At 64.6% G+C, this 12,889-nt stretch carries 10 protein-coding genes; all 10 read left to right on the top strand.

What is annotated here, in order from left to right:
- Positions 1-40 precede the first annotated feature (40 nt).
- Genes EO245_RS09760 through EO245_RS09715 form a run of 10 tightly spaced genes read left to right on the top strand, consistent with a single transcriptional unit; the run spans position 41 to position 12,751 of the window.
- Positions 41-685 (top strand): XrtA/PEP-CTERM system exopolysaccharide export protein, encoded by a 645-nt coding sequence (locus tag EO245_RS09760; protein WP_128892746.1) that lies wholly within the window; start codon positions 41-43, stop codon positions 683-685.
- Between the two features lie 16 nt (positions 686-701).
- Positions 702-2,225 (top strand): XrtA system polysaccharide chain length determinant, encoded by a 1,524-nt coding sequence (locus EO245_RS09755; protein ID WP_128892745.1) that lies wholly within the window; start codon positions 702-704, stop codon positions 2,223-2,225.
- A gap of 10 nt (positions 2,226-2,235) precedes the next feature.
- Positions 2,236-3,264, top strand: a complete 1,029-nt coding sequence (locus tag EO245_RS09750; RefSeq protein WP_128892744.1) for a capsular biosynthesis protein — start codon at positions 2,236-2,238, stop codon at positions 3,262-3,264.
- 5 nt (positions 3,265-3,269) lie between these two features.
- On the top strand, positions 3,270-4,913 hold the full coding sequence (locus EO245_RS09745; RefSeq protein WP_128892743.1) for a preprotein translocase subunit YajC: 1,644 nt from the start codon (positions 3,270-3,272) through the stop codon (positions 4,911-4,913).
- Between the two features lie 16 nt (positions 4,914-4,929).
- Positions 4,930-6,078 carry an XrtA/PEP-CTERM system-associated ATPase gene (locus EO245_RS09740; RefSeq protein WP_128892742.1) on the top strand — a complete coding sequence of 383 codons (1,149 nt, stop codon included), beginning with the start codon at positions 4,930-4,932 and terminating at the stop codon, positions 6,076-6,078.
- A 58-nt stretch (positions 6,079-6,136) separates the two neighbouring features.
- Positions 6,137-6,994, top strand: coding sequence for an XrtA system polysaccharide deacetylase (locus EO245_RS09735; RefSeq protein WP_128893531.1), 858 nt, complete (start codon positions 6,137-6,139; stop codon positions 6,992-6,994).
- Positions 6,991-8,055: a FemAB family XrtA/PEP-CTERM system-associated protein gene (locus tag EO245_RS09730; protein WP_128892741.1), complete on the top strand. Its 1,065-nt coding sequence runs from the start codon at positions 6,991-6,993 to the stop codon at positions 8,053-8,055. The genes EO245_RS09735 and EO245_RS09730 overlap by 4 nt, the downstream gene beginning before the upstream one ends.
- A complete protein-coding gene (locus EO245_RS09725; RefSeq protein ID WP_128892740.1) occupies positions 8,055-9,296 on the top strand; it encodes a TIGR03087 family PEP-CTERM/XrtA system glycosyltransferase in 1,242 nt (413 codons plus the stop codon). The genes EO245_RS09730 and EO245_RS09725 overlap by 1 nt, the downstream gene beginning before the upstream one ends.
- On the top strand, positions 9,281-10,843 hold the full coding sequence (gene xrtA / locus EO245_RS09720; RefSeq protein WP_128892739.1) for an exosortase A: 1,563 nt from the start codon (positions 9,281-9,283) through the stop codon (positions 10,841-10,843). Before EO245_RS09725 ends, xrtA begins: the two co-directional genes overlap by 16 nt.
- Positions 10,844-10,852: 9 nt before the next feature.
- Positions 10,853-12,751, top strand: a complete 1,899-nt coding sequence (locus EO245_RS09715) for an XrtA/PEP-CTERM system amidotransferase (RefSeq protein WP_128892738.1) — start codon at positions 10,853-10,855, stop codon at positions 12,749-12,751.
- The last annotated feature ends 138 nt before the right edge of the window (positions 12,752-12,889 follow it).

Below are 12,889 nucleotides of genomic sequence, written 5' to 3'. Positions count from 1 at the left end.
TGCGCATATCAGCCCGCTCAAAAGGCAAGGATGCGCATCGATGCCGAGTACACGTTTCACCACCCTTCTTGCGGGCACCGCAATGGCCGCGCTTTCGCTCGCGGGCTGCGCGACGACCGGCGGCAGCGAGCTTCCGCCTGCGTCTTTCGTGGCGAGCCAGGAAGGGCCGGGCGAGGAATATGTCATCGGCCCGCTCGACGAGCTGACCATCCACGTGTGGCGCAATCCCGAGCTGGGCGCCGAAAACATCCAGGTCCGTCCGGACGGTCGTATCACCACTCCGCTGGTCACCGACATGCCGGCCGTCGGCAAAACGCCAACCATGCTCGCACAGGATATCCGCCTGCAGCTTTCGCAGTACATCGAAGAGCCGCTGGTTTCGGTCATCGTCAACAAGTTCGAAGGCACTTTCAGCCAGCAGATCCGCGTCGTAGGTGCGACCGAAAAGCCGGCCTCGCTGCCTTACCGCGCGAACATGACCGTGCTCGACGCGATGATCGCGGTCGGCGGCCTCAGTGAATTTGCCGCAGGCAACCGCGCCAAGCTTATCCGCAAGAACCGCGAAAGCGGGCGTCAGGAAGAATACGCGCTGCGCCTCGGCGACCTTCTCAAGAAGGGCGACAGCCGCGCGAACGTCCTCCTCCAGCCGGGCGATGTGATCATCATCCCGGAAAGCATGTTCTGAGGGGCGGGCGCACGCAATGAACGAAGTCTTCGAAGATCTGCGCGCAGCAGTCTTTTCGGTCTGGCGACGGCGCTGGCTGGCGCTCGGCGTGGCCTGGGGTGCGTGCATCCTGGGCTGGCTGGTCGTTGCCATGATCCCCAACGCCTATGAATCGAACGCGCGCATCTATGTGCAGCTCGACGACGTGCTTGCCGAGCAGCTCAAGATCGCCGGCGGTGCGGAGCGCGACATCACGCGCGTACGCCAGACGCTGACCAGCTCGGTCAATCTCGAGAAAGTCATCCGCTCGACGCGGCTCGGCGAGGAAATCGCCACCCAGCGCGACATGGAAGCGGCAATCGAGAACCTGACGGAATCGGTCGCTGTGAAGAGCCAGGAGGACAACCTCTTCGAGCTCAGCGCCGAAATCGGTCGCAGCGACCTGTCCGATGCGGAGAACGCGGCACTGGCGCATGACGTCGTGCAGAAGCTGATCGACATCTTCCGCGAAGAAAACATCGCGGGCAATCGCGGCGAAGTCGCCGAGACGATCGTCTTCCTCGACCAGCAACTGGAAGAGCGGAAGAAGGAACTCGAAGCGGCCGAACAGCGCCGCCTGACTTTCGAAGCCGAGAACCCCGACCTGATCGGCGGTGCGGACGGCGTCTCGATGCGCCTGCAGTCGCTGCGTGCGGAATCGCGGGATGTCGACGCCGACCTTGCAGCCGCGCAAAGCGCTCTTGCTGCCATCAACGGTCAGATCGCCGGAACGCCGCGCACCATCATCGGTGGTTCGAACGACACCGGCAGCGCCCGCGGCGCGCTGATGCAGGCGCAGTCGCAGCTTGCCTCTTTGCAGGCGCGCGGCCTGACGGACAGCCATCCTGACGTGATCGCGATCAAGAAGCAGGTTGAATTGCTGCGCAAGCAGGCGGCAGGCGAGAATCCGAATGCCGGTGGCAGCCCGAACCCGGCCTACACCGCGCTCGTTTCCATCCGCTCCGAACGCCAGGCCAATGTACAGGCTCTGACGGCGCGCAAGGCAGCGCTCCAGGCCGACCTGTCGGCCCTGATCGCCAGCCAGGCGAACGAACCGGCCGTCGCAGCCGAAGCCAACCGCATCAGCCGCGATTACCAGGTGCTCAAGGACAAGTATGACGAGCTGCTCAAGGACCGCGAGGAAATGCGCCTGCGTGGCCAGGTCGAGAACGAGCGCAGTTCGTTCAAGTTCGAGGTAATCGACCCGCCGACGACGCCCCGTTCGCCGTCGGCTCCGAACCGTCCGCTGCTGCTCCTCGGCGTGCTTTTCGCCGGCATCGCAGCCGGTATCGGCGCGGCTTTCGCGATGGGCCAGCTTCGCTCGACCTTCGCGACGACTGCCAAGCTCGAGCGTGTGATGGATCTGCCGGTCCTCGGTGCGATCTCGCACACGCTGACCGACGCTGCGCGCGAACTGGAGCGCAAGCGGCTCAAGCAATTCTTCGGCGCAACCGGTGCGCTGGCGGGACTGTGCGTCCTGCTGCTCGCGATCGAATTCGTGCAGCGCGGCATGGTGGCGTGAGGAGCGGACGATGACGGAACACAAGAAAATCCCGCTTCCCGGCGAAGGTAAGGGCGAAGCCAGCGACGAAAGCTCGCTGTTCGAGCGTGCCAGCGGCGCATTCGGCCTCGACCCGTTCAAGTCGGCTCCGATCAAGGGCAAGCTGCCCGAGCGCGAGATGAAGCGCGCCAAGGTCCGCGTGAAAGACGAACAGCCTGCCGCACCGGCACCTGCGCCCGCGCAAGCTGAACCTTCGAAGGAGGAGGCAAAGCTCCCGGTCCATGTGCCGCCTGCCGAAGTGATCGTCGAGCAGGTCAAGCCTGCCGTCTCGCTTAACGGGCCGAAATACGAAATCGACCGCGCGTATATGCGCGAGCAGGGGCTGATCGTCCCGGAATCGGCGACGAGCGCGCTGCGCGAGGAATTCCGCATCGTCAAACGCCAGCTTCTCGCCGCCGCGCGCGATCGCGGGAATGCTGCCTCGCGCCGAATCCTCATCACCTCGCCGCACCCCGGCGACGGCAAGACCTTCTGCGCCTCGAACCTCGCGATCGCCCTGTCGAGCGAGCGCGATCTCGAAGTGCTGCTGATCGATGCGGACTTCGCGAAACCGTCGATCCTCTCGACCTTCGGCCTGCCGAAGGGACCCGGCTTCATGGATGCGCTCGCCAATCCGGACGTGAAGCCGGAAGACCTCGTCATGGGGACCGATATCGGCGGCTTGTGGGTCATGCCCGCCGGCAACCAGAGCAGCGCGGACAGCGAGTATCTCGCAAGCGAACGCACTGCGGAAGTCCTCGACCGCCTGACTGCAGGCTCGCCCAATCGCATCGTCATTTTCGACACGCCGCCGGCGCTCGCAGCTTCTTCGGCTGCGGAGCTTGCTAAGCATGTCGGGCAGGGCGTGCTCGTCGCACGTGCCGACCAGACGGGACAGAATGCGCTGGAGGATGCCTACCAGCTCCTCTCTGCCTGCCCGGACGTGAAGCTCCTGCTCAACGCGACCCAGTTCAGCCCGAGCGGGCGGAATTTCGGGTCCTATTACGGATACGAGGAGTAGGGGCCATGCGGAACCTCATCCTTTCGACGGCGGCAATCGCCCTTGCAGCGGCAGGCGCAAGCCCGGCGCTGGCGCAGGATAGCGAGCGCGAGGAGCGCCGCTCGGCCGGCAATGGCCGCGTCAATGTCGAACCCTATATCGAGGTCAGCCAGATCTTCGTCGCCGAGCTTTCTCCGGGCGACGACGTGGTGACCTATACGCAGATCGCGACCGGCGTGGATGCTTCGGTCAATGGCCGCAATTCGGGCGGCTCGGTTTCGGTCCGCTACGAATACAACATCGGCTATGGCGACGACGCGCTGACCAGCGACACGCTGAGCGGCGTTGCGCGCGGTTATACCTCGATCGTGCCGCAGGTGCTGACGGTGGAAGCGGGCGCTCTTGCCGCACGCACCCGCGTCGATGGCAATGGTGGCGCGACGCTCAATGCCCTCAATGGCGAGGATACCGAGAGCCGCATCTACTCCGCCTATGCCGGTCCGACCCTGTCGACCCATGCGGGCGATGTCGCAGTCGCGGCGCAGTATCGCATCGGCTACACGCGGGTCGAAACGCCCGACGCCATCGTCACCGCGCCGGGCGCCGATCCGCTCGACGTGTTCGACGACAGCGTGAGCCAGCGCGCCTCGATCAATCTCGCGACGCGTCCTGGCGAACCGCTTCCGGTCGGTGTCGGCGTTGGCGCTGGCTGGGCGCAGGAGGATGTCTCCAACCTCGATCAGCGCGTGCGCGACGTTTATGTGCGCGGCGATGTGACCCTGCCGGTTTCGCCCAATGTGGCGCTGGTCGCGGGCGTTGGATACGAGGATGTCGAGGTGTCGGCCCGCGACGCGGTGCTCGATACCAATGGCAACCCGGTCATCGGCGATGACGGACGCCTGGTCACCGACAAGAGCCAGCCGCGCCGCATCGCCTTCGAAACCGATGGCCTCATCTGGGATGTCGGCGTCGTCTGGCGTCCGAGTTCGCGCACCGCGTTCGAGGCGCATTATGGGCGCCGCTATGACAGCGATACCTACTACGGCAGCTTCGCCTGGGCGCCCAACCAGCGCTCGGCCCTGAACGTCTCGGTCTACGACACGATTTCCGGCTTCGGCGGGCTGCTGACGAACTCGCTCGCCAACCTGCCGACCGAATTCTCCGCAACGCGCAATGCGCTGACCGGCGACCTCGGCGGCTGCGTGGCCGGATCGGAAGGCAGCCAGTGCCTCACCGGCGCTCTCGGCTCGGTGCGTTCGTCGGTCTTCCGCTCGCGCGGGATCGCTGCGAACTACACGACGCAGGTCGGCCGTCTCTCGACCGGTCTCGGCATCGGCTACGACAATCGCAAGTTCATCGCGCCCGAAGGCACGGTGCTCGATGCGGCCAACGGCGTGACCGACGAGGCCTATTACATGAGCTGGTTCCTGTCGGGCGATCTCGGCAGCCGCGCCGGGTTCACGACCAATGCCTACATGACGCTGCTGGACAGCGGCTTCGACAATGCGGGCGAAGTGCTCGCGGTCGGTGCTTCCGCCGCTTACAGCCGCTCGCTCACCGATCGCCTGGCGGTACGCGCCGCGATCGCACTCGATCACATCGATAGCGAAGATGCCCTCGAAGACCTGACCGCCGCGTCGGGCCTCGTCGGCCTGCGCTACGGTTTCTGATGTTGGGGGACTGACAATGTTCGACGATTTTTACGGGCTGACAGGGCGACCGTTCCAGCTCACTCCCGACCCGAATTTCTATTTCGAGAGCGCGACGCACCGCAAGGCGCTGTCCTATCTCGGCTATGGCATGGCGCAGGCCGAAGGCTTCATCGTCATCACCGGCGAGGTGGGTGCGGGCAAGTCGACGCTGGTCGCGCATCTCATGCAGAAGATCGACAAGGACCAGCTGACCGTCGGCCAGATCGTCACCAGCAACCTCGATGGCGAGGAACTGGTGCATGTTGCCGCGCAAAGCTTCGGCCTGGATGTCGAAGGGCATGACAAGGCCGCCGCGCTTGGCGAAATCGAGAACTTCTTGCACGAGGAAGCGCGCGAAGGCCGCCGCTGCCTGCTCGTCGTGGACGAATCGCAGAACCTTTCGGTCGAAGCGCTCGAAGAGCTGCGCATGCTGTCGAACTTCCAGCTTGGCTCGCACCCGTTGCTGCAGCTGCTGCTGCTCGGCCAGCCCGAGTTCAAGCAGGTTCTCGCCGAGCACGAGGAGCTCGAACAGCTGCGGCAGCGCGTGATCGCCGCCCATCACCTCGAGGCGATGGAGCCGGGTGAGATCGAGCCGTATATCAAGCACCGCCTCACCTGCGTTGGATGGAACGGCAATCCCGATTTCGACCAGCGCGTGTTCAAGGAACTCTACGAGGCGACCGGCGGTATCCCGCGCAAGGTCAACCAGGTCGCGACCCGGCTTCTGCTGCTTGGCGCGGTCGAGCAGCGCACGCGGATCGACAACGCGATGCTCGGCTCGGTCCTTGCCGAACTGCGCAACGACAACGCCTTCCCCGAAGCCGCGCCGCAGCCGATGCAAAAGCTCGCGCCCGCGCCCGCTCCGGGGCCGGTCAAGCATTCGACCTACGCACCGCCGGTTCCCAAGCCGAAGCTGGACGAACTCTTCGCCGAACGCGATGCGCAGATTTCGGAATTGCAGCAGGCGATCGTCGAACTCTCGGAAAGTGTCGAGAACGGCGCAGGCGATGTCCCGCAGGACCTCGTCGAGCGGGTGACCAAGCTGGAAACCCGCCTCGAAGAGCAGGAGCGCATGGTTCGCAACGTCCTGACGATGATGATCGAGTGGATGGAAAGCGGCCAGCCTCCCCGCAAGGTAGCCTGAGGGGAGCAAGCCGGTGAAACATTCGCCGATCGAGCGTGCCCCGATCGACCAGAAGCCCATCGTCAACGGCCTGTCGGTCGATGTCGAGGACTGGTTCCAGGTCGGCGCTTTCGAAAACGTCATCTCGCGTGACGACTGGGACAGCCTGTCGCTGCGCGTCGAGGACAATGTCGCGCGCATTCTCGACCTGTTCGATGAAGCGGACGTCAAGGCGACATTCTTCACGCTTGGCTGGGTGGCGAAGCGCAACACCGCGCTGATGCGCCGGATTGTCGAGGCGGGCCATGAACTGGCGAGCCACGGCTACGACCATGCGCGCGTCTTCACCTTCGATCGCAAGGAATTCGCTGCCGATATAGTCAAGGCGCGCAAGATCCTCGAGGATGCATCGGGAGCGCGCGTGATCGGTTACCGCGCACCGAGCTTCTCGATCGACCAGCGCACGCCCTGGGCCTACATGGAACTGGCCGAGCAGGGTTACACCTACTCCTCCAGCGTCGCGCCGGTCGCGCACGACCATTACGGTTGGCGCGAGGCACCACGCTTCGCTTTCAAGCCGCTGCCGTGGTCGGACCTCGTCGAGATCCCGGTGACCACCGCCATGTTCGGCGGCAAGCGTCTCGCCGCTGGGGGAGGGGGCTTTTTTCGCGTCCTGCCATATGCATTCTCGCGCTGGGCGATCCGGCAGGTGAACGGCAAGGACCAGCGCCCGGCAATCTTCTATTTCCACCCGTGGGAAATCGACCCGCAGCAGCCTCGCGTGCCGAATGCGCCGCTCAAGTCGCGCTTTCGCCACTACACCAAGCTCGACCAGATGGCGCCCAAGCTGCGCGAACTGGTGAAGGACTTCGCCTGGGGCCGGATGGATATGCTGGCCCACCGCGAGGCGGAGCTCGCCGTGGAGCTGCCTGCGTGAACGCGCCGTTCCCCCTTTCGAGCGAGGCGATTGCGCTCGCCGATCTTGCCGATCCGGGGGAAGTCGCACGGCTCGAAGCCTTCGTGCGCGATATGGAGGGCAGCGTCTTTCACAGGCCGGCTTGGCTGAAGGCGGTCGAGGCTGGCACCGGGCAGCGGGCCTTGGGGCTCGTCGCGGAAAAGGCGGGAATGGTCACTGGCTGGCTCCCGCTCACGCTCGCGCATTCACCGGTGTTCGGGCGTGCGCTCGTATCGAGCGGTTTCGGGGTAGGGGGCGGCCCGCTCGCGACCTCGAAGCAGACGCGTTTCGCGCTGTGCGAGGCGGCAAGCGAGCTGGCCGTGCGCCAGTCCTGCGCCGAAGTCGAAGTCCGCTCCGGCGATACACCGGCAAGCTGGCATCGCTGGTCCGACAAGCACTGCAACTTCGCGCGTGACCTGTCGGACTACGATGAAGCAGAACTTCTCGCCATCCCGCGCAAGCAGCGTGCCGAGGTTCGCAAGAGCCTCAAGAACGATCTCGAAATCGTGGTCGGGAACGGCGAGGATGACCGCGCGGCGCACTACGCGGTCTATGCGGCGAGCGTGCACAATCTCGGTACGCCCGTTTTTCCGCGCAGCCTGTTCGACGCGATGCTCGATGCTTTCGGAGACAATGCCGACATACTGACCGTCCGCCATGGCGGCGACGCGGTTGCGAGCGTTCTTTCGCTCTACCACGCCGGCACAGTCATGCCGTTCTGGGGTGGGGGCATCTTCGCCGCGCGCGGCCTGCGTGCGAACGAGCGGATGTATTACGAGCTCATGCTGCATGCCCGGCGCAAGGGTTGCACCCGCTTCGATTTCGGGCGTTCGAAGACCGGCAGCGGGCCTCACAGCTACAAGAAGAACTGGGGCTTCGAGCCGCAGCCGCTCACCTATTCGCGCTGGGCTGCGCCCGGCGCACCGGCGCGCAATACCGACCCGACCAGTGACACGAATTCGCGGCTTTCCGAGCTTTGGAAGCGCCTGCCGCCTGCTGTCGCCAATCGTCTCGGACCGCCGATTGCCAAGGGCCTCGCCTGATGGGCGACATCCTTTTCCTCGCGCACCGCATCCCGTTCCCGCCGGATCGGGGCGACAAGATCCGCTCGCACCACCTGCTCGCCAAGCTGGCGCAACATGCGAGGGTGCATGTCGGCTGTTTCGGTGAGACCGAGGCCGATTTCGCAGCCAAGACGGAGCTTGCGAAGGTCGCGCAAACGCATTGCCTTGTCCCGCGCAAGAAGTCCCTCCAAATGGCAGGCATCGAAGCGCTTGCGACGGGCAAGCCGGTCAGCCTGACGGCATTCGGCAGCGACGACCTCAAGCGCTGGGTCGCAGAGACAATTGCGACCCGGAACATCGATGCGATCTTCGTGTTCTCCGGCCAGATGGGTCAGTATGTCCCGGACGACTTTGCGGGCCGGGTGCTGATCGATCTGTGCGACGTCGATTCCGCGAAGTTCGAAGCCTATGGCCAGCAGGGCAAGACGCCGCGTGCGATCATCGACCGTCGCGAAGCGCGCTTGCTCGCCAAGGAGGAAGACCGCCTTGTCGAGCGCGCGGATGCAGTATTCCTTGTGAGTGAAAACGAAGCAGACTTGCTACGCTCGCGGCTCGGGCCTGAGGCTGCCAGGAAGGTCCGTGCCCTGTGCAACGGTATCGACACCGAGTTCTTCGCGCCCTCCGGTTCGGACAGCCGCTCTCCCTTCGCACAGAATGAAGGGCCGCATGTCGTGTTCACCGGCCAGATGGATTATCAGCCCAACGTGCTCGCGGTCGAGCGTGCGGCCTTGCGGCTTATCCCCCGCCTGCGCGACATCCATCCGTCCGCGCAGTACCACATCGTGGGCCGCGCCCCGACTTCTGCTGTCGAGGCACTCGGCCAGCAACCGGGGGTCAAGGTCTGGGGCGAAGTACCCGACGTGCGCCCGTTTCTCGCACACAGCGATGCCGTTCTCGCGCCGCTCACCATCGCGCGAGGGGTGCAGAACAAGGTTCTCGAAGCCATGGCGATGGCGAAGCCGGTCGTGCTCTCGCAGGAGGCCGCGACGGGTATCGATGCGCTGGACGGGCGCGATTTCGCCATCGGGCGTTCCGACAGCGAACTTGTCGAGCATCTCCTCGCACTGTTCGCCTCGCCGGAGAAGGCGGACGCGATGGCAGCATCGGCCCACGCGTTCGTGACGGACCATCAGGGCTGGGAGGCGATGCTACGCCCGCTCGGCGACATGCTCGAGGCTGGCGAAAAGCCGCAGGACCACGCGACATGGCGCGCGGCCTGAATTTCGCGCTCCCGAGCCGCGCAACGTGGTCGCAAGCCATTCCGCAGGTCTGTCGTGCGCCGCTGGCGCATCTCGCGATCGCAGCGCTCGCGCTGTTCGTCGCGCACTTCCGCGACTGGGCGAACATGGCCGACCAGTGGTGGAACGTTTCGACGTTCAACCACGTGCTGTTCGTCCCGCTGATCGTCGGTTGGCTGGTTTACTCACGCCGGTCGGAGCTGGCGAAAATCGAGCCGACGAGCTGGCTGCCGGGTTTCGTCCCGCTGCTGGGCTCGCTGTTCGTATGGCTGCTCGGCACCCTGGCGAGCGTCAATACCGTCAGCCAGCTCGGCACTTTGGGTGCGCTGATCAGCTGCGTGCTGCTGTTCCTCGGACCGCGGGTCTCGCTCGCCTGCGTATTCCCGCTCGCCTACCTCTCGTTCCTCGTGCCCATCGGGGAAGAACTTGTCCCGAGCCTCCAGATGATCACTGCCTACCTTGTGATCGCGCTGACCGAATGGAGCGGCATCCCTGCGGTCATCGACGGGGTCTTCATCGACACGCCGGCCGGCTTGTTCGAGGTCGCCGAAGCCTGCTCAGGCGTGCAGTTCCTCGTCGCCATGGCGGCCCTGGCGGCGCTGGTCGCCTACGCCTGTTTCAAGTCGTGGAAGCGGCGCATCGTCTTTCTCGTTACCGCAATGGCCTTGCCGATCGTCGCCAATGGCGTTCGGGCGTGGGGCACGATCTACATTGCGCAGTCGCAGGGCATCGAATTCGCCGAAGGCTTCGACCACGTTTTCTACGGATGGATATTCTTCGCGCTCGTCGTGTTCGCACTGCTCGCCATCTTCTGGCGCTGGTTCGATCGCGATCCCGAAGACCTCGGCATCGATTTCCCGGCCTTGGTCGGGTCGGACGTAGTGACGCGCGTTGCACGTTACACCGGCAATGCGAAGTTGACGCTTGCCGCGATGCTGCTCGGCCTTCTCGCGACGCTTGGATGGGCAAGTGCCGCCATGTCGGCGCAGGCAAGCATCCCGCCTCGTATCGAGGCGCTGCCGGTCGCCGGTTGGACGCGGGTCGCATACGAGCCGGGGATCGCTTGGGAGCCGCGCATGACGGGCGCAGCGCGCAAATTCGTCACACGCTATCGTGACGCCTCCGGGCGCGAAGTCGACGTGGTGATCGGTATCTATTCCGGTGACGAAAGCGCGGGCGAGCCGGGTGCCTTTGGCGAAGGCGCGCTCGTGCCCGAAACGCCATGGCGCTGGCTCGCACCGTGGCAATCCTCGCCCGAGGCGTCCGGCGAAATCCTGCAGGCAAGCGGTTTCCTGAAGCGCCATGTGCTGACGAGCTACCGGATCGGCGACACCATCACCGGCAGTACGGCGCGTCTGAAGCTTGCGACACTGCAATCGCGCCTTGCCGTCTCGGCCGAGCCGACCGTCGTCATGATCATCTCGGCAGAGGGACAGGACGACGACACCGCCGCACAGGTCATCGAGGATTTCGTCGCCTCTGTTGGCGGGCGCGCGGAATGGATGGACCGCACGGCAGGCCTGCGATAGGCCGGACGCATGTGCGGGATCGCGGGTCTATTTCATCTCGGTACACCCAAGCCGGTCGATCCGGCGCGGGTCGGGCGCATGTGCGACGCGATCGCCCACCGCGGGCCTGACGGCTCGGGCGTATGGACCGAACACGGCGTGGGGCTCGGCCACCGCAGGCTCTCGATCATCGACCTCGAAGGCTCGCCGCAGCCGATGCTCTCGGCCGATGGGCGTGCGGTTCTCGTCTTCAACGGCGAAATCTACAATTTCCGCGAACTTCGGCGCGAGCTCGAAAAGAAGGGCGCGAGCTTCCGCACCGACGGCGATAGCGAGACGATCCTTGCTGCTTGGCAGGCATGGGGGCCGGACTGCCTGAGCCGCCTGCACGGGATGTTCGCTTTCGCGATCTACGACCTGTCGGAAAGAACGCTGTTTCTCGCCCGCGACCGGCTCGGCGTGAAGCCACTGTTCCTCGCCGAACTGAGCGATGGAAGTCTTGCTTTTGCCTCGGAACTGAAGGGGCTTCTCGCCCATCCGCTGCTGCGGCGGGAAGTCGATGTCCGGGCTGTCGAGGATTACCTCACCTGGGGCTACGTGCCCGACCATCGCAGCATCCTCAAAGGCGTGACAAAGCTGCCTGCCGGGCACTTCCTGTTGCTGAAGAGCGGGCAGGGGATGACCTCCCCGACGAAATGGTGGGACGTCAGTTTCGAGGAACGCTCGAAGGCGAAGACCGAGGACCTTTCGGCCGAACTTCTCTTCCACCTGCGCGAAGCGGTAACCTCGCGCATGGTCGCCGACGTTCCGCTCGGCGCGTTCTTGTCGGGCGGGGTGGATTCCTCCTCGGTCGTGGCTCTCATGTCGGAGGCGTCGAACCGGCCGGTTTCGACCTGCTCGATCGGCTTCGACGTCGAGGGACTGGATGAAACCTCCCATGCGCGGAAGGTTTCGCAGCTGTTTGCGACCGATCACCGCGAGCGGATTGTCGATCCCGACGACTTCGGCCTTGTCGATCGCATTGCAGCGATGTTCGACGAACCCTTTGCCGATGCCTCCGCTTTACCGACCCTGCGCGTGTGCGAACTGGCGCGCGAGAACGTGACCGTCGCGCTTTCCGGCGACGGTGCGGACGAAGCGCTGGCGGGTTATCGCCGGCAGGTTTTCCATTACCGTGAAGAGCAGTTTCGCTCGGTCGTACCGGGCAGGGTGAGGGAAGGGCTGTTCGGCTCGCTCGGACGTGTCTGGCCCAAGGCTGACTGGGCACCGCGCCCGCTGAGGGCCAAGAGCACTCTCCTGTCGCTCGCCCGTGACGGATGCGAGGGATATGCGGCTGCGCTCGCTGTCACTACGCCGCAGCAACGCAAGGCCTTCTATACCGACGACTTCGCGAAGTCGCTCGATGGCTACCGGGGCGAGCAGCCGCTGGTCGATTGCATGCGTAGCGCGCCGGCACGAACAGGCCTCGACCGGGCGCAATATGCCGATCTCAAGTTCTGGCTGCCGGGCGATATTCTCACGAAAGTCGACCGAACGAGCATGTCGGTCGGTCTCGAGGCGCGGGAGCCGCTGCTCGATCACAGGCTCGTCGAATTCTGCGCGAAAGTGCCCGAGCGGGCGCGCATTCGCGGCTCGCAGGGCAAATGGCTGCTCAAGAACACAATGGAGCGCTACCTACCCGACGACATCCTCTATCGCCAGAAACAGGGCTTCGTCACCCCGATCAGCGAGTGGTTCCGGGGTCCGCTGGCGGCGCAGGCTAAGGCGCTGGCCGATAATTCGCTGGCCGTGCGGATGGGTTGGCTCGAGCGTGACAATATCCGCACACTTACGCAAAACCACCTATCCGGACGGTCCGACAATGGCCGCATCCTGTGGCAGCTGACGATGCTCGACCGGGCGCTCGAAAATCTCAAGATCGCCGCCTAAGCCCACGGAAATGACTCAAAAAATTATCGACTGACCTAGTTTGGGTCAGCGAAGAGAATCCGCTCGGAAAAATAAAAGTTTGCCAACAGAGTCAGTCCTCTTGTAGATTCTCAAAGAAAAGCATTCGCCAGAGGGGTC

Source organism: Erythrobacter sp. HKB08 (genome assembly GCF_004114695.1).
Taxonomy (GTDB): Bacteria; Pseudomonadota; Alphaproteobacteria; order Sphingomonadales; family Sphingomonadaceae; genus Parerythrobacter_A.
This window is presented reverse-complemented; position numbering and strand designations above follow the sequence as displayed.